The 20,343-nt window shown below is 38.7% G+C and carries 8 protein-coding genes; all 8 read left to right on the top strand.

The window, feature by feature from the left end:
* Nucleotides 1-103: 103 nt before the first annotated feature.
* The 8 genes from ACKWBX_RS12655 to ACKWBX_RS12620 all read left to right on the top strand — a co-directional run bounded on the left by ACKWBX_RS12655 (nucleotide 104) and on the right by ACKWBX_RS12620 (nucleotide 20,342).
* Entirely contained in the window at nucleotides 104-2,533 is a 2,430-nt protein-coding gene (locus ACKWBX_RS12655) for an ABC transporter permease (protein ID WP_413969065.1), read from the top strand.
* Nucleotides 2,534-2,848: 315 nt separating this feature from the next.
* A complete protein-coding gene (locus ACKWBX_RS12650; protein WP_413969064.1) occupies nucleotides 2,849-5,281 on the top strand; it encodes an ABC transporter permease in 2,433 nt (810 codons plus the stop codon).
* 123 nt (nucleotides 5,282-5,404) lie between these two features.
* Complete coding sequence (locus ACKWBX_RS12645) at nucleotides 5,405-7,837, top strand: ABC transporter permease (protein WP_413969063.1); 2,433 nt, start codon at nucleotides 5,405-5,407, stop codon at nucleotides 7,835-7,837.
* A gap of 101 nt (nucleotides 7,838-7,938) precedes the next feature.
* The gene (locus ACKWBX_RS12640; RefSeq protein WP_413969062.1) at nucleotides 7,939-10,419 is read left to right on the top strand and encodes an ABC transporter permease; all 2,481 of its coding nucleotides are present in this window, start codon (nucleotides 7,939-7,941) and stop codon (nucleotides 10,417-10,419) included.
* 30 nt (nucleotides 10,420-10,449) lie between these two features.
* On the top strand, nucleotides 10,450-12,849 hold the full coding sequence (locus ACKWBX_RS12635) for an ABC transporter permease (RefSeq protein WP_413969061.1): 2,400 nt from the start codon (nucleotides 10,450-10,452) through the stop codon (nucleotides 12,847-12,849).
* 11 nt (nucleotides 12,850-12,860) lie between these two features.
* The gene (locus ACKWBX_RS12630; protein WP_413969060.1) at nucleotides 12,861-15,236 is read left to right on the top strand and encodes an ABC transporter permease; all 2,376 of its coding nucleotides are present in this window, start codon (nucleotides 12,861-12,863) and stop codon (nucleotides 15,234-15,236) included.
* Nucleotides 15,237-15,445: 209 nt separating this feature from the next.
* Nucleotides 15,446-17,860, top strand: coding sequence for an ABC transporter permease (locus ACKWBX_RS12625; protein WP_413969059.1), 2,415 nt, complete (start codon nucleotides 15,446-15,448; stop codon nucleotides 17,858-17,860).
* A gap of 13 nt (nucleotides 17,861-17,873) precedes the next feature.
* Nucleotides 17,874-20,342 carry an ABC transporter permease gene (locus ACKWBX_RS12620; protein ID WP_413969058.1) on the top strand — a complete coding sequence of 823 codons (2,469 nt, stop codon included), beginning with the start codon at nucleotides 17,874-17,876 and terminating at the stop codon, nucleotides 20,340-20,342.
* Nucleotide 20,343 lies beyond the last annotated feature (1 nt).

The raw sequence follows: 20,343 nt of genomic DNA, 5'->3' as shown, positions 1-20,343 counted from the left end.
ATAAAATCCAATCTATTCTCTTTCTTCGGAGAGACTAGGGGGAAAATAAAAAACATCAATAAAACCCATAAGACCTAATAGGTTTGGGTGCAAAAACAAAACCATGATCAAAAACTATTTCAAAATCGCTTGGAGAAACCTCCTAAAAAATAAGCAGCAGACCATTATCAATCTTTTGGGCCTAACAGTAGGAACGGTGAGTTGTCTCGCTATCCTGTTGTACGTTTTTGCCCAATTCGGGTACGATGAGCACCATGAGGATGCAACCTCCATATATAGGGTAGAAACCATAATAGAACGGGATGGTAAGGATAGTTTTAATACGGCTGCTGCTTCCCCTCCGATCGCTTTTGCGTTAAAAGAAGATTTTCCGGAAGTTGAGGAAGCCACTCGTGTTGTTTTGACCGATGTTTTTTATAGTAATCTGATTGGGGCAGCGGATAGCGATGATGCCTATTATGAACCACGAGTCTACATGGCCGATTCTACCTTTTTTAAGGTGTTCGATTATAAATTTATAGAAGGAATACAGGAGACCGCATTAAATGAACCGAATGCTTTGGTACTGTCCTCGTATTTGGCCGATAAACTGTTCGGTGATCAAGATGCCTTGGGAAAAGCCGTAACATGGGGAAGCGGAGAGGATGCACAAACACTGACGGTAAAAGGTGTTTTTGATGAGCACTATGGAAAATCGCATCTGAACCCAAATTATATTGTAAGTATGAGTACTCCGGGGATGGGGACTTTTGTACAGAATTTTGAAAGCTTTGCCACTAATAATTTTGTATACAGCTATGTAAAATTAAGGACGAATAGCAGTGCGGAGTCTCTTCAAAATAAGTTGCCCGGTTTTATTCAGGATAGGGGAGCGAAAGATTTGTCCGATGCCGGAATGACCAATAAAAAATTGTTTCTTAAAAATATTCCGGACATTCATTTGTATTCGGCTGGAAGAGAAAATCAGATTCATGAAGTTTCCAACATCAAATATCTCTATTTTTTATTGACGTTGGCCTTTTTTATTCAATTGGTGGCTTGTATCAATTTTATAAATCTAAGTACGGCAAGGGCTAGTAAGCGTGCCAAGGAAATTGGTGTTCGTAAGGTTGTAGGCGCAGGAAAGAACAGTCTCATGCGGCAGTTTTTGGGAGAATCCTTGTTGTTGTCCCTATTCGCTATGCTGATAAGTATTCCATTGACCATTCTCTTGTTGCCTTTGGTCAATGAACTTACCGGGGCTAGTTTGGTGTATCAGGATTTATTAAACTGGCGTATCGAACTTATTCTATTGGGTCTCGGTACGCTCACCGGGTTTGTATCGGGAATTTATCCGGCCATAATCCTGTCTTCCATAAAACCGATAAAAGCTTTAAAGAGCGGTACGATCTTGCAATCGGGGAACGGTACTTTTCGGAAAGCTTTGGTAATATTTCAATTTGTAGTATCCATTAGTTTAGTGGCTACGGTAATTATTGTTACGCAACAATTTCGATTTACACAGAATAAGGACCTAGGTTTTCAGAAAGAAAATCTGTTGGCATTACGTATAGGTACCGCAGAAGCTTCCAGTAAGTTTGAATCCCTAAAAGCTTCCTTTTTGAACATACCTGGAGTGCTGAACGTTTCCAGTGGAAATTATGCACCATCCGAAGTAATATTAAACGATAATGGATTGTATCTGCCCGGAGGAAATCGTGAAAATAATACCATCGTAAAAAGACAGGGCATAAGCGAAGGCTATTTTGAGACCATGAACATTCCTATGCTGAAAGGAAGGGATTTTACCGCTTCCGATACTACAGATCAAATCATAGTGAACCAGGCTACATTGCGCATTTTTGATATTAAAGAGGAAGGTGCCCTGAGCGCAAGGCTCGTACAGAGTTTTAGGGATGAAACTTTTGAAATGCGCATTGTCGGTGTGGTGAAAGATTATCACTATGCATCGCTGAAACATGAAATAGCACCTTTGTTTCTATATAAGGAGACAGAACCTAACTGGTTGTTCATAAAAACACAGACCAACGATTATCAACAGTTGTTGGCAGGTTTGGAGACGCAATGGAAAGCTTCTGTACGGAATGTACCTTTTGATTACAGGTTCGTGGACCAAGAGGTAGAGAAATTATATGATGAGGAAAAACGTTTAGGACAAATCTCCGTAGTCTTTACCCTTCTTGCCATTTTTATTAGTTGTTTAGGTCTTTTTGGTTTGGTCTCCTATATAGCGGAGCAAAAGAAAAAGGAGATAGGCATACGAAAAGTATTGGGGGCCAGTGTTGCTTCCGTAGTACAAATGCTTACAAAGGATTTTTTAAAGCTGGTCTTGGTTGCCATGGCAGTTGCTGCTCCTTTGGCCTATTATTTTATGCAGCGTTGGCTGGAAGACTTTACATACCGTATTGAGATACAGTGGTGGGTATTTGCTTTGGCCGGAGGTTTCGCATTGATGATTACGTTTTTGACTGTTGGTTTTCAATCGCTCAAATCGGCCGTGGCCAACCCGGTAAAAAGCTTACGAACGGAATAGGCCCCCTCTACCTGCTAAAGGCAGGTATCTCCCCCAAAAGGGGAGAAAAAATAATTATCAAAAAACAAACCATCGGAAAAGTTTTAAGAGAGCATTAATTTTTAACATAAAAAAGAGCAGAAATTAATGTAACAGTTCACTTTTAGAGTTGTCTTTAAGGTGTAAATATATTGTACATCTTTTGTCAAAATATTTTACAGTACATAAGATTAGTTTTGCTGTATATAATTGAAAATCAATAACTTATTTATTTGGCATGAAAATAGGTCTTGAAATGGTGATACAGGGAATTAGTAGCTACGCAAAACGCCGATCATGATCAAAAACTATCTAAAAATTGCTTGGAGAAATCTTTTCAAAAATAAGGCCTACTCCGTAATCAATATTGGTGGGTTGGCCATAGGAATAACGGCTTGCCTTCTTATTCTTCAATATGTAGCGTTTGAAACTAGCTATGAAAATTTTCATGTAGATGGTGATAAAATATATAGAGTAAAACAAGACCGATATAATGACGGCGAGCTAGAAACAGAATGGGCTGCCGGTGCATTCGCCGCTGGATTTCATTTTAAGGAACGTATCCCAGAGATAGAGGATTATGTGATGGTTTTTGATGCAGGCGACGTAGTCATTGACAAAGGCGACGAAACCTTAAAAATCCAAGACGTTTATTATTCCGGTGAGTCTTTCTTTAACATATTTTCCTACCCGCTGATAGCTGGAGAGAAACAAACGATTTTTGCAGAACCTACAACAGCGGCATTATCAGAATCCATAGCCAAAAAGATTTTTGGCACTACAGATGTCATAGGTAAAACAATAAATTTAAATGGGAATAGCGAATACAGAATTACGGGTGTTTATAAGGATATGCCAACGAATACGCAATTACGGCCCAACATATTATTGTCCTATATCACCTTTAAAGAACGAATGTTGGCCCAAAATGATCAGGACCCAAACTCTAATCCAGAAAATTGGTGGTTTTCCGATGGTTGTTTGACTTATTTGAAATTAAAGCAAGGGGTAAACCCTGTAACGGTCGAGAATAAGTTTGTTCCTATTGTAGAAGAATTGGCAGGGGAATTTTTAAGACAGTACAATAGCAATGCTGTGTATACTTTACAACCATTGACCGATATTCATCTGTATTCCAATTACATGATGGAACCTAACCCTACGGGAGATGGAAAAACGGTGTACTTACTTCTGGGAATTGCATTCTTCATTATCATTTTAGCTTGGGTCAACTATATTAATTTGGCCACCGCTAGGGCCATTGGAAGAGCTAAAGAAGTAGGGGTTAGAAAAGCGGTCGGTTCGCATAGAAAACAATTGATTGTTCAATTCTTTTTTGAATCCGGACTTTTCAATGCATTGGCATTGATAATGGCTTTTGGGTTTATGGCATTGAGTATACCTGCATTCAATAGGCTTTCCGGTCAAACACTATCTTATGAATTATTTGCCAGGGACGATTTTTGGATCGGTTTCATTATACTTTTTGTCGTCGGGGTCTTTCTTTCGGGAGCGTACCCTGCATTTGTGCTTTCAAGCTTTAGGCCTGTTGAGGTATTAAAAGGCAAAATGGTAAGTACCAAACAAGGAGGATTAATGCGAAAATCCTTGGTTGTATTTCAGTTTGCGGCATCTTTATTTTTATTGATAGGAACATTTGCCGTGTATGAACAAATACAATTTATGCGGAAGCAATCCTTAGGGTTAAGCATAGATAGAACTTTGGTGGTTGAGCGCCCAATTGTTACTGATTCTACCTATTTGGGCAAAATGACGGCCTTTAAGGAAACCCTATTAAAACATCCCAGTGTAACCAGTGTAGCAACGGCATCTACGGTTCCGGGGCAACCTGTGGGTTGGAATGCCGGAGGTATAAAATTAACCTCCGAAGATGAATCGGCAGGTAACCAATACCGCGTCATCGGAGTGGATTATGATTATATAGATCAGTTTGATATTAAATTAATTGCCGGCAGGAAATTTTCAAAGGATTTTGGAGCGGACCCTCAAGCGGTCATATTCAATAGAGCGGGAATGAAACAATTAGGGTTTAAGAATCCTGAAGAGGCTGTAGGAAAACGAATAGATTTTTGGGGAAATCAATATGATATTGTTGGTGTAGCTGAGAATTTTCATCAAGAATCGCTCCGTGAGGCTTATGAACCATTGGTCATTCGATTAATGCCTGATGTTCAAGGTTATTTTACCATACGAACAAATACGGACAATGTAGCACAGACTATTGCCCAAGTTAGCACAGAGTGGGATAAGTTCTTCCCGGGGAATACCTACGAATATTTCTTTTTGGACGACCATTTCAATAAACAGTACCGTGCAGATCAACAATTTGGTCAAGTATTTGGAGTGTTTACAGGATTGGCCATACTCGTCGCATGTTTGGGGCTATTCGGTTTGGCATCTTTCACCACATTACAGCGTACGAAAGAAATAGGAATACGCAAAGTACTTGGAGCATCGGTTTTAGGTGTTTTAAAACTGTTGTATAAGGAATTTGCTTGGTTATTGGTTCTGGCATTTGTCATTGCGATTCCCATAGCTTGGTTTACAATTCACAATTGGCTACAGGGTTATGCCTTTAAGATAAGTATCCATTGGGCATTTTTTGTGTTACCCTTTGTGGCTATTCTAATTGTGGCACTGATTACAGTAAGTTTTCAAACTATCAAGGCAGCCACCGTAAATCCAGTAAAAAGTTTACGAACGGAATAGGCCCCCTCTACCTGCTAAAGGCAGGTATCTCCCCCAAAAGGGAAGAAAAAATAATTATCAAAAAACAAACTCGTTCCCCCTCCCTCGGAAGGGGGTTAGGGGGAAGACAAAAACTAAAAAACCATGTTCAACAACTATTTAAAAATCGCTTGGAGAAGCTTAAAAAATCAACCGTTTTTTACATTTCTCAACACTTTTGGACTAGCCATCGGTATCGCTGGCGGGCTCTTAATAGGGTTGTACATCTATGATGAACTGAGTTTTGACAAGATGTTCAAAGATGCTGATCGCATTCATCGGATCGATGCCGATATAAAATTTGGAGGAGCTGAAATCAAGGCCGCAGAATCCGCGGCACCCATGGCCCAAGCATTGGAACGTGATTATTCACAGGTAGCGGCAGCGACAAGAATACGTAATCGAGGCAGTGCGTTGATCAAGAAAACCGGTACTAAAGCCAATACCAAAGAGTTGAACGTTGCCTTTGCGGACTCTACCTTTTTCAACTTTTTTGGAATCGACTTCTTGGTGGGCGATGCCAATACCGCTTTGACCGAACCCAACACCTTGGTACTCACGAAGACCGCAGCGGAAAAGCATTTTGGACTCCAAAATGCTTTGGGTCAAAATGTGGTGCTCAACAATACGGACACCTATACTGTAACCGGAGTCATTGATGATCTGCCTAAAAATTCTTTTCTGCGAGACCATAGCATTTTTATGGCCATGGCCGGTTATGCCGATTCCAGAGTGGACAATTGGGGCAATAGCAATTATTTTACCTTCATCAAATTGATTCCCTCGGCCAACATTGAGGATTTCCAAGAGCCGTTGCAAGGCATTTTTGAAAAATATATGATGCCATGGGCACAAGGATATTTTCCCGGAATCACAGCGGAATCATTTGCCGCATCCGGAAATTATATTAAGTACCGCACAATGGCGTTGACAGATATTCACTTACACTCCGACCGCCAAAGCGAGCTAAGTGCCAATAGTAGTATTCAAAATGTATATATTCTTTCATGTATCGCCTTGTTTCTTATTCTGTTGGCGAGTGTCAATTTTATGAATCTTTCTACGGCCTATTCCTTAAAAAGGGCAAAAGAAGTGGGTGTTCGTAAAACCTTAGGGTCCAAAAAATTAGATTTGGTACGGCAGTTTTTGACAGAATCTGGCCTAATTTCTTTAATAGCTTTGTTATTGGCCCTGATTATTGTCGTTCTGGCACTTCCTTTTTTTAATGAACTTTCGGGGAAATCAATTTCTTTCCCTTATACAAATTCTGCGTTTTGGGTTATCGTTTTACTGGCAACGCTCATATTGGGATTGTTTTCAGGAAGCTATCCTGCATTCTTTATGTCTCGGTTCATGCCTGTAAAAACCCTTAAAGGGGGAGGGGCACAAAGTATAGGGGGTGGAAAAATTAGAAATGCGCTGGTAGTATGTCAATTTGCCATATCCATTTTCCTGATAGTAGGCACGCTGGTCGTTTTTCAACAATTGAACTTTATCCAAAGTAAGGATGTGGGTTTTGATAAAGACCAAGTGGCAATTATCAATGATACCTATGCAGCCGGAAATCAGGTAAATACTTTTAGGGAAGAGGTACTGCGATTGGGCCAAGTTGAAAATGTAACCTTGAGCGACTACCTACCTACCCCATCCGGGCGATCAAACAGTTCGTTCTTTAAAGAAGATGCAATGAACCAAGAGAATGCCATTCAGATGCAAACTTGGTTGGTAGACCATGGTTACATTCCAACTTTGGACATGAAACTTGTGGCTGGGCGAAATTTTGACCCTCAGTTTACAACAGATTCTACCGCAATCATTATCAACGAGGCCACCCTTCCAATTTTGGGTGTAGGGGCGGAGGATGCACTGGGAATGCAAATTTCCCAGGACATAGAATTAGAAGTTGCACAATTTTATACGGTCATTGGAGTGGTCAAGAATTTTCATTATGAATCCTTACGGGAAGATATAGGGGCTTTGGGCTTGTTCATGGATGAATCTACAGGTAATATGGCCGTAAAAATCAAGGCAGGGGATTTTTCCAAAACGTTGACCGATATAGAAAGTATTTGGAATAAGCTTGCTCCTGGACAACCTTTTAACTATCGCTTTATGGATGACTCTTTTAACACTACCTATGAAGCAGAACAGCGTTTGGGCAAAATATTCATGGTCTTTACCGTATTGTCAATACTGATTGCATGCCTTGGTCTTTTTGGTCTTGCGGCCTTCAATGCCCAAAAGCGTACTAAAGAGATTGGTGTCAGAAAAGTATTGGGAGCCAGTGTGGGCCAAATTACATTTAGATTAACTACTGACTTTCTTAAGATGGTGGTTATTTCAGTACTGATTGCATTGCCAATAGGGTGGTATGTGATGACCAAATGGTTAGAAGATTTTTCATATCGAATAGAGGTAAGCGGTGGCGTTTTATTGCTCGCTGCTTTTTTGGCGGTTTTGGTGGCGGCCATCACGGTTAGCTATCAAAGCATTAAAGCCGCAATCGTAGATCCTGTAAAAAGTTTACGGACGGAATAAATATATGTAGGTGTTGTTGTCCCCTCGAGCGCAGTCAAGAGGTCAATAGTTCTCTCTCTAGAATTCGGGACGCTCACGGACAAATTAAAAAAACGAGAATCATGTTTAAGAACTATTTAAAAATCGCATTTCGGTTTTTTTCCAAGAATGAGCTTTTTACGTTTATAAACATCTCAGGATTGACTATTGGAATCACAGCTTTTTTACTGATTACACAATATGTAAATTTTGAAAAATCGTACGATAATTATCATGTCAATATTGATGATCTATACAGGGTAACCCTCACTACAGATTTAGGAGGTAATGGCTTTGAAACTTCTGCTACTAATCATCCTGCAGTTGCTACTGCACTGAAGAAAGATTTTCCCGAAGTTGAGAATTACGCTCGTTTAGTTGATAAAAGTGTAGTCTGGGTCAATAATTTTTTACTCTCCTACAGAAATACCATTGGAGATATTGTTAAAGTGAGTACCAATGACGACCGATTATTGATAGGAGAATCTTCCATGCTGGAATTATTTAATATTCCATTGGTTATAGGAGACACAAGAACAGCTTTATCTGAACCTATGACAATAATTCTATCGTCAAGTTTAGCTAGGCGTTTTTTTGGAGACGAAAATCCTATCGGAAAAATTATTACTATTAATAATGATGATCTGGTAAAGGTTACTGGCGTATTTGAAGATATTCCTCAAAATTCACATTTAGATTTTGATATGTTATTCTCTTTTGAGACACTAAATGAGTATACCAAAACCACGTGGTTATGGCCTGAGTTTTATAACTATATACAGTTAAAACCAGGAACCGACCCAAAACAAATAGAGAAAAAGTTACCTTTTTTTGTTGAGAAATATCTCACTGATATTATGGAAGAGCACGGTTTTGAGGCAAAAATGACATTACAGCCAGTAAAAGACATCCATTTAAAATCTCACTTAAGAAGAGAATTATCAGCTAATAATGATGAGAGCACATTAAATTTTTTAACTATTATAGCCCTTTTTGTAATTGCTATTGCTTTGATGAATTTCATCAATTTATCTACGGCAAAGTCTCTGGAAAGAGCGAAGGAAGTTGGTATAAGAAAAGTAGTGGGAGCTCAACGAAATTCACTTATTACTCAATTTTTATGTGAATCGCTAATTATTAATCTTTTGGCTATATGCCTATCCATAGTATTGGTGAATCTTTTAATAGTACCCTTCAATCAGTTAATAGGGTTTAAAGTACTATCGTTTGACATGTGGTCACAGTCCGGTATTTGGGCTACCATGGTACTGGTATTTCTTACTGGAGGTCTTTTGGCCGGAATATATCCAGCTTTTGTATTGTCAGGTTTTAGACCCATACAGGTTTTAAAAGGAAAATTTCATCAATCTTCAAAAGGTTCAATTTTTAGGAAGGCTTTGGTCGTAACTCAATTTGCAGTTTCCATTGCCTTAGTGTCGGGTACGTTTGTAGTGTACAACCAATTTTCATTCATGCAGAATCAGGACCTTGGCTTCAACAAAGATCATAGTTTGGTTATAAATGCTCCAATTTATAAAGATTCTACTACGGGAAATAAGGTTGAGGCTTTCAAAAGGGAGTTGTTAAAGAACCCCAATATCAATTCCAGCTCTTTTACAAATTCTGTTCCTGGTAAAACTATCATAACGGTGAATAATATTCGTAAAGAGAAAGATGAAAAAACCACAAGTGTAGGTGCAAGTTATTTATATGCTGACCACGATTTTGTACAAACTTATAAAGTTGACCTTTTAGCGGGGCGTGATTTTAGGTATGAGGACAAGACCTCATATTATAATAATGATGCATTTGAAAATCCACCATTGCATAAAGTAATACTAAATGAATCTGCTGCTAAAAAAATAGGTTTTTCAAATGTTGAAGCTGCTGTTAACCAAAAAGTAATTTTTAAAGAAGGACCAATTGATAGAAAAGCAGAAGTAATAGGTGTAATAAAAGATTATCATCACGAATCTTTAAAAAGTGATTTTAATGGCATGGTATTCATTTATATGGATGATTATTTTGCTACTTATTTAACTTCCAATATTGATGGGAGGAATATTAAAAGTACGGTAGCGTCTATTGAAACAACTTTTAATAAGTTTTTTCCAAATGACCATTTCAACTACTTTTTTTTGGATGAATATTTTAATAGACAATATGAGGCCGATATGAAATTCGGAGTCATATGCCTTTTATTCTCTATACTTGCTATTATTATTGCCGCACTAGGATTGTTTGGACTTGGTTCTCATATGGCCATACAAAAGGTAAAGGAAATAGGTTTGCGTAAAGTATTGGGTGCTACAACACTACAAGCAATTATCTTAATTCCCAAAAAGTTGTTGAGCCTTATTTTGATTTCTGGATTTCTGTCTATTCCGGTTGTCTATTTTGTTTTAAAAAGGTGGTTGGAGAATTATGCTTTTAATGTTGAAATGGATGTTTGGATGTTTCTATTGCCGTTATTTATTGTAACCATAGTAGCATTGTTGGCCATCTCCTCACAGGCTGTAAAAACAGCATTTATCAACCCAGCAATCTCTTTAAGAGACGAGTAAATTAAAATCAATTAAAAAAAATCATCAATCATGTTTAAGAACTATTTGAAAATCGCTTGGAGAAATCTTCTCAAAAATAAGGGCTATTCCATCATAAACGTTGGGGGACTGGCATTGGGAATGGCAGTAACCCTAATCATAGGTCTATGGATAAACGACGAGCTCTCATACAATAACTATTTTCAGGATAAAAGTAAAATTGCCCAGGTTTACCAATCACAGACCTTTAATGGAAATACGGGTACAGGACCGGCAATTCCACTTCCATTGGAGCCCGCGCTTAGGGAAAGATATGGCGATAGCTTTGAACACTTGGTGATGTCTTCTTGGACGAACGATTCCTTTTTAAAATACGGCGAAAACAAAATTTCCAGACCTGGAAATTATATGCAACGGACAGCACCCGAACTTTTGGATTTGCAGATATTGAAGGGTGAAAAGGATGGGCTTAGAGAAGTAAATTCAATCATGATTTCTGAATCTACGGCTTCATCCCTTTTCGGGGAAGAAGACCCCATTGGTAAGGTAATACGCATCAGTAACGAGTATGATTTAATGGTGACCAGTGTTTATAAGGATATTCCCCAAAACAATTCTTTTCATGATACGGAGTACATTATTCCTTGGGAACACTATACCGCGAACAGGGAATGGATCCAAAACTCGTTGGAAAACTGGGGAAACAATTCCTTTCAGATGTTTGTGCAATTAACGCCAAACACGGATATGAAGAAGTTTTCTGAAACCATACGAAATTTAAAAAAGGATTTAAATGAGGACACGGCAGAATTTAATCCACAGATTTTTCTCTTGCCGATGGAAGATTGGTATTTGCGCAACAATTTTGAGCAAGGAAAACAAGTAGGTGGCCGTATAAAATATGTTTGGCTTTTTGGGATTATTGGGGCTTTCGTTTTGCTTTTGGCTTGTATCAATTTTATGAACTTAAGTACGGCGCGTTCGGAAAAAAGAGCTAAGGAAGTTGGCATACGTAAATCCATCGGTTCACAAAAGGGACAATTGGTATATCAGTTTTTAAGTGAATCTTTCCTAGTGGTAGTATTTGCTTTTTTTCTCGCTTTGCTATTTGTGCTTTTGTCTCTGAACGGATTTAACGAGTTGGCAAGAAAAGAAATGGTTTTTCCTTGGAAGAGTTCTGGATTTTGGCTGATATCCATAGCGTTTATTTTCTTTACCGCACTATTGGCAGGAAGCTATCCGGCCATGTACCTATCATCATTTAGACCTGTGGATGTCCTAAAAGGAACTTTTAAGGCTGGCAGATATGCCGGGCTTCCAAGAAAAATATTGGTGGTAGTGCAGTTCACGGTATCCATAGCCTTTATCATAGGTACCGTAATCGTAATGCAACAGATTAACTATGCCAAGAATCGCCCTATTGGTTACGATAGGGAAGGTTTGATTCAAATACCCACTTTTAGTCAGGATTTCAGTGGAAAAACCGATTTAATGCGAAACGAGTTTATAGCATCAGGTGCCGTTACCCACATGGCGACATCAAGCAGTCCTACAACACAGATTTGGTCCAATAGAAGTGGTTTTACCTGGGAAGGAAAACCGGATGGCTTTCAAGAGGACCTGGCCTGGACCGAAGTATCCGCAGAATATGCAAAAACGTTGAATCTTAAAATTGTGGAAGGGCGAGATTTTTCAAGGGATTTTGCCTCGGATTCTTTAGGTGTTCTTATCAACGAAACCGCTAAGAAATATCTTGGAATGTTAGATCCGGTAGGTAAGTTGTTGAGAGATACTGATGATGAGGATCCTGATCCGCCTATGAAAATTATTGGAGTAGTGGAAGATATGATAGCCCAATCGCCCTACGAACCGGTAAAGCAAGGAGTATATGTTTATGACCGCTTTGAGAACTTCAGCTACTACAATCTGCGTTTAAATCCCAAACAAAGTGCCAGTGAAAACTTGGCAATTGTAGAACAGGTGTATAAGGAACATTTTCCCGATATTCCGTTTGAATATCAATTCGTGGATGAGCAATACGGGAGAAAGTTTGCTTCGGAGGAGCGTATAGGCCACCTTTCTGGAATTTTTACGGCTTTGGCAATTTTAATAAGCTGTTTGGGCTTGTTCGGTCTTACTTCATTTGTGGCGGAGCAGCGTACCAAAGAAATAGGGGTGCGTAAGGTTTTGGGCGCCACGGTTTTCAATGTATGGAACATGTTGTCCAAAGATTTTTTAAAACTAGTAACGATATCCTGTTTTATTGCGATACCCATTTCGTATTATATTATGAACGGTTGGCTACAGGATTACCCCTATCGGGTCATCCTAAAATGGTGGATATTTCTTTTAGCGGTGATCGGTGCCATGGGCATCACGGTATTGACCGTTAGTTTTCAGGCAATAAAAGCTGCAAAACAGAATCCAATCAAAAGTTTACGAACGGAATAAATTAAGCCAATATGCTTTTAAAATATGCGCTTAGAAATATAAAAAAACGATTCGCGCTAAATTTCATCAAAGTAGTGGGACTGTCCCTTGGGTTATGCGGTGTTTTATTTATTGCACTTTTTCTAAAAAATGAAATGACCTATGACAGCGGGCATTCCAAAGCGGACTGTATCCATAGATTGACTATTACCAGTCCTAATTTTGCAAAGGGCAATCATTTTGCAAGAGTTCCCGATTCAAAGATAATCCCCGAACTCTACGAACAGATTCCCGAAATTGAAACAGCTGTTCGCTTAATGCCCTTACGCGACAAACTCATCTTGCAAGGAGAACAACATTATTCCATAAACCAAGCTTTTGCCGTAGACACCTCTTTTTTAGAGATTTTTGATATTGTTTTTGAAGAGGGCGACGCCAATGCCCTATCGGCTCCAGGAAATGCCATAATCTCAAGATCATTGGCGCAAAATATTTTTGGCGAAGAAAATCCGATAGGTCAAGTTATTTCATTGCCGCCGGGACATTTTAATTCGCTCGAGACAGCGTTTACGATTAGGGGTGTCATGGAAGATTTTGCCCAACAAAACCATCTGCACCCGGATTTATTGGTCATGCCCGGAAAGGATGCGATTTCTGGATGGGCCTATGTATACCTGCTTTTAAGAGAGAAAACCAGCGCGCCTCACATAACGGATAAACTTTCCCAAAAGCTGAATGAGCTGTATGGTATTGAAATCGGTGATGCATCAGAAGCACAGGTCCATTTAATGAATATTAAGGAAATTCATTTAAAATCGGACTTGTTGCGTGAAATCGAACATAATGGAAACATGACCCATGTTTATATGTTGGGTATTGCCGCTCTAATGCTGCTTTTTATTTCGCTGAGTAATTTCACCAGCCTCAATCTGGGCATGGCGGGCTATCTCACGAAGTTTTTGAGCTTAAATCAAATTTTGGGATCGTCCAAGCGAATTATGACTCGTTATTTTTTGATCGAGAGTGCTATTATCGTGATTACAGCTTTGATTTTGGTGGTGTTCGTTTCCTTAAAGTTGAACGGGCTTATTTCTGAGAACTATCAAATAAACCTATTTGAAAAAAATGGTTGGTTTGTAACTGGAATAATGGTTGCTTTTAGTCTTTTGGGAATCTTGGCCGGAATACAGCCTGTTATTAAGAATCGCTTTGGGAATTTTGCCTTGGCGAAATCGATAAAAGGGCAACGTTCCGTGAGCGGACATAAGGTTTTATTGGTCTCACAGTTTGCGTTGGCCATAATTTTAGTAGTAGGGGTCATTGTCATTTCAAAGCAGACCAATTATGCCTTGGACCAAGGTATGGCCGCCACAGAAGATAACGTACTCTGTATACCCTTTGTGCATTCGGAGATACAGAAAGATTTCGCAGTTTTTAAATCATCGCTTCTTGAACAAAGTGCAATAGAATCCGTTTCTTCGATTATGGCTCCTCCAGGCGGGGAGACAAACGATATGTTTGCCTTTGATATGCAAGATGTTCCAAATGAAAAAGAAAAATTTATTGGGGTTTTTGCCTGTGATTACTCTTTTTTGGATGTATTTGAACTTCCTTTTTTAAGTGGTGAAAATTTTACCGAAAAAAGTAGGGATGAAGAAGGTAATGGGGAATACATTATTAACGAAACAGCCTTACATTATTTAGGATTTAAGGATGCCAATACGGTGGTGGGGAAAGACTTCGCATTGATTTCCCCCGTAGATGGGGTCACATTGCCCAAAGGTAGGATTATTGGGGTAATCAAGGATTTTCACCTCTCTGGATTACGGACCAAAGTAGAACCGTTGGTCCTGTTCAAAAAAAGTAGTTGGTTGCAAAATATTACTATTTCTTATGCACCTGACCATAGGAAAGAAGCCTTGGCCACTATACGAAAATCATGGGCGAATCTATTTCCCAGTTATCCGCTGGAATATTTTCAAGTAAGCGCGCTCTATAAAAATGTATATAGGACGGAGCTACTACAAAAAAAGCTGATTTTGATTTTTGCGATAATCGCCATATTTGTATGTGCCATGGGATTGTTGGGACTTTCGTTAATGGTGTCCCAAAGACGTTTTAAGGAAATTGGCATACGAAAAGTGAACGGTGCTAAAATCTCTGAAATATTGATGATGCTCAATACGGATTTTCTGCGATTGGTACTGTTTGCCTTTGTTTTAGCAACACCGATTGCCTATTTATTAGTAAAAAAGTGGTTGGAAACATTTGCATATAAGATAGAGGTCAATTTATACATATTCATACTTGCAGGCGGTATCGTTACCTTGGTTACGGCATTTACCGTAAGTTGGCACAGTTATAGGGCGGCCAGACAGAATCCGGTAAAAAGCTTAAGAACGGAATAGTTGTTTCCTTTTTTAGGGAGTATTAATAATAGTAAACCTGTAAACATATTTTACATCTTTTGTAAAAATATTGGACACTGTTGTTTGAATGATTTCATGTAATCAATTCAATTTCAATATGTTGTTCCTTTGGCATGATAATCGTTTTCTATTTGATAATCTGTAAAAAATCAATCCAACACAGCCAAAAACATCAAAAAACAACAGTCATGTTCAAGAACTATCTGAAAATTGCATGGAGGGGTCTTATCAAGGACAAAGTTTTCACCCTTTTGAATACCGTAGGCATATCAGTTGCATTTGGGGCAGCCATTCTGCTCTCCATGGCAGGATTCTTCGATTTATCCTACGATAAATTTCATGACAATGCAGACCGTCTCTATAAGGTCTACTGGGCAGGACAGACCCCAAAGGGCCCCGTAGCAAACGTAAGCCACGCCGCCCCGTTAATGGATGCGATAAAAGCGGATGTTCCTACCGTGGAAAAAGCAACACGTCATTTGGAACAGGAAACCATTGTGTCGCATGGGGAAAAGGAAATCAATATGGATGCCATTTGGGTGGATGCAGATTTCTTTAATATGTTCACATTTCCGTCTATAAAAGGTAAGATGGAAAATCCTTTGGAACAGCAATCGGATGTGGTCATTACCGAGGCAACTTCAGAAAAGCTTTTTGGGAAAGAAGAGGCCGTTGGCAAAACCGTACAAATTCTAATTGATGGTGAAGACCGGCCATTTACGGTAAGCACCGTCGTGGCTAATCCGCCGGAACAGAGCAATCTCGATTTTGAGATAGCGGTACGGTTTGAGAAAGAGGCAAGCTATCTGAACAACCAAAATTCATGGGGCGACAGATACCATGACATTTTCGTGCAACTTGCCGCTAATGCAAATCCAAAAGAATTTGAAAAGGCAACACGATCATTGGTAGACCTGAACTTTCAAGAACGAATCGAAAACGCCAAAAGAGATGGGGCTGAGGCCAATGCTGATGGACGCTATTTTAAGTTAGATCTACTACCGTTGACAGATATGAACTTCGCCAAGTTCACGACCGGAGATGCGGAAGTCAGTAGAAGTACTGCTTATTTGGTGCTGTGTGTAGCATTTTTAATTCTCTTTATCGCCTGTGTCAATTTCATTAATATGAGCGTGGCCCGAAGCGGACAACGTTTAAAGGAAATTGGTATGCGAAAGACATTGGGCGCAAAACGCAAACAACTTTTTTTTCAGTTTTGGAGTGAAAGTTTGTTTATTTTCTTGTTCTCAACGGGTATCGGTATGGTGCTGAGCCTATTGCTCATTGACGAGTTCAAAACCATTTTTAACACTGATGTTTCATTTGATCTTATCGTATCCCCAACTACGGTACTATTATTTCTAACAGCGGTTTTATTGATTACCCTAATTGTTGGGGGATATCCCGCATTGCTTTTAAGTAGATTGGGCACTATTCAATCCCTTAAGGGCAAAGTTGAGCTTTCTGGAAAAAATCGGGTACGTGATACCTTGATGGTCATTCAATTTGGCATTGCCATTTTATTGATTACCGGAACATTGGTACTGCGTAGCCAATTGGATTTTATGCGCAACAAAGACCTTGGTTTCAACAAAGAACAGGTCATTTCTTTTCCTTTGGACGGAAAGAAAAACAGCTACGATGCCTTGGACCTATTACGTGATGAGCTGGCTGGCAGTCCTGATATTCTGAAAATATCCGGTGCTGACAATAATCTGGGCTACGGAAGGGATGGCAGCGTGTCTAAAAGTATGTTCGGTTTTGAATATAAGAACAGGGTAATCAATACCAACTACCTAACGGTGGACTATGATTATGTAGAAACCTTGGATTTAGAATTGGTTGCGGGCCGGAGTTTTAATAGAAACTTCGCAAGTGACAGATCAGGTGTGGTCATCAATGAGGCTATGGCAAAGGAGTTTGGCGAAAAAGACCCGTTGACTGCCTATATAAGTTTTAGTGATTCATTACGATTTCCGGTAATCGGAGTGGTCAAGGATTACCACTTCGAAAATCTAGATACAACCATTGAACCTATTTCAATGATGATGAGCCGCGACTATGACCTATATTATGCCTATGTCAAGGTTTCGCCAGACAACATAGCAAAATCATATGATGCCATAGAAAAAGCATGGGCAAAAATAGAACCCAATGCAGAATTTTTAGGTTCGTTTCTAGATGAAAACATCAATCGTACTTTCAGAAAAGAAGAGAAAATGACCACTATGATTACCAGTGGTTCGATCATAGCAATTGTACTCAGTTGTATAGGTCTTTTTGCCATTTCATTGTTAATCGTAAATCAACGTACCAAGGAAATAGGAGTCAGAAAAGTAATTGGTGCCAGCGTAGTCAATATCATGTTTTTACTGACCAAGGATTTCTTGAAATTGGTAGGGATATCGTTCTTGATAGCTTCGCCCATAGCCTGGTGGTTTATGAAAGAATGGTTACAGAATTATCCTTTTAAAATAAACTTAAGTCCGCTGTTTTTTATTACTGCAGGTTTGTCCGCAACGGTCATCGCTTTATTCACGGTAGGTGGCAGAACACTTAAGGCGGCCATGCAAAATCCTGTGAAAAGTCTTAGGGACGAGTAAAGGAAATGAGAAGATGAAATTACAATTAATAAAAGCAGTTTTAAGGGATATTTGGAGAAGGAAATTCTTATCCACAGCTAAAATTCTAGGCTTGATTGTAGGGTTTGTTGTTTTTATTTTTTTGACCGAAAAAATTAATTATGAAAAAAGCTATGACGGATTCTGGAGCAATGCAGATTCAATTTACAGGGTTGGTCTGGACATTACTTATGAAAATGGAGAAGAAGTAAAATCTGCTAAAAACTTTCCAGGGGCCAGTGAACTTTTAAAAACCGAATTGGATGAGGTAGCCGTTCAATGTAATATAGGTAAGGACGTAGTTACTGTTTTTAATGGGCCAAAACAAAAAATACAAGATGTAGATTTTGTCTGGAGCGACCCAACATTCTTTGATGTTTTTGATAGAGAAATTATTGCTTCTGAAAGTATTTCGCTATTGGAAAACATTCATGGAGTGGCCATCTCGGAATCCTTTGCCAAAAAACTTTATGGAGATGAGAAAGCTATTGGGAAGGAGCTTACCGTAAATGAAGGTTGGAAGTATGTAGTAAGCGCAGTGTTCGAGGACATTCCTGAAAATAGTCATCTACAAATAGATATGGTTGCCAATTATAAAACCTTGTTCTATTACATGCAAAACTTTGACAATGCAAAACAAGTTTTGGTGGACAATCCTAATTATACTTATTCTGAGACCGATCCTTACATGACAAATAGATGGCGTTCTCCTATTGAATATCGTCCTTATGGCTATATTAAATTAAACAGGAAAATTCCTTTGGCCTCATTACAATCCAAATCTAGAGCGGCAGTTAAAAAAGTGGCCTTACCGCAGATTTTGAAAGACGCAAAAATGGATTTTATTTTTCAGCCTATTAAAGACATACACTTGAAATCGGATTTGGACGATGAATGGTCTGTCAACGGATCACAAAAACAAGTGCTTTTTTTATGGATAATCAATCTGGTCGTATTGCTGGTCTGCATCATTAATTTCATTAGTTTAAATACTATTTCTACGATAGAAAGTATGAAGAATTATTCTATCAGAATGTTGAACGGCTCCCGTTATGATCAAGTGTTTCAAATAATGTTTTTACAGAGCTTACTTTTAAATATTTTGGCATTATGTATCTCTTTGCCACTAGGATATAAATTGATTGCGGTAGAAGATATCAGGTCAGAAATTACTATTACCACCTTATTATCTATGGCAGGTATTGTTTTGACAGCAACCCTTATAGCTTGTACTGTTCCTTTCTTATTTATCGTAAGAAACAAAGCTTTTTTAATCGTTAGGTCAGGAAGTCAAAAACTGCAACAAAAATGGATCAATCAGAGAATGATGGTTATATTTCAATTTTCCATCACTATTATCTTGATTATTGCTACCATGGGAATCTACAAGCAGATGGATTTTATGATGGGAAAGGAACTAGGTTTTACTGGCGATCAGACAGTATTCAGTTATACTCCTATGACAATGAACCAACATCCTGAATTGGCTAGTAGATTGACTACTTTTAAGAACGAAGTTTCTGCTTTGAGCGGGGTCGTCTCTTTTTCTTCCAGTTCTTCAATTCCCGGTAAAATAATCAATCGTTCCTCCAATGAGGTAAAACCCTTGAATGAAGAAAAACCTTATCCAGTTTTATTTGACCAAATGAGTATAGATGAGCAATTTATCAAGACTTATCGGATTCCTTTATTAGTGGGAGAAAATCTAAATGCCCAGAACGATTGGAGTTCGAAAGATATATTGATAAACGAAAGTGCTATTTCTAAAATGGGGGTATCTGACCCTATTGAGGTAGTAGGCACAACATTGGTGGTCAATAATCAAAACTATAAGATTAGAGGTGTTGTTAAAGATTACCACCACACATCGTTACATACGCCTGTACGACCTACAATTTTCAACCAAAATTTACAATGGGACCATGCGGTAGGTTTCTATTCATTTCAACTAAGTCCGCAAAATATGGAGAATACCATTGCCCAAATAGCTGATATATGGAACCGCTTGTACCCTAAAGAGGAGTTTGTTTTTAATTTTACCGATGCTCAGTATGCAGGGCAATATCTACAAGATAAAAAGTTTAGTCAAATTTTAGGTTATACTACTATTTTAGCACTATTCATTTCATGTTTAGGGCTTTTGGGAATTGCTTTATTCAATATAAAAAAACGCATAAAGGAAATAGGCATTCGTAAAGTAAATGGTGCCCGGACAAATCAAATATTGGTATCGTTGAACATGGATTTTATGAAATGGGTAATCATAGCTTATGTCATTGCATGCCCTTTAGCATGTTATATTTTAAATCAATGGCTCAATAATTTTGCCTATAAAACCTCAATTGGCCCATGGGTATATTTTTTATCTGGCATAGTAGCTATAGGTATGGCCATATTAACGGTGAGTTGGCAAAGTTATAATGCCGCAATTGCAAATCCAATTAAGGCCTTGAGAGAAGAATAGA

It is taken from the genome of Maribacter algae (assembly GCF_047345745.1).
Classification (GTDB): domain Bacteria; phylum Bacteroidota; class Bacteroidia; order Flavobacteriales; family Flavobacteriaceae; genus Maribacter.
Note: the sequence above shows the minus strand (reverse complement) of the source record. Positions and strands in the feature narration are given on the sequence as shown.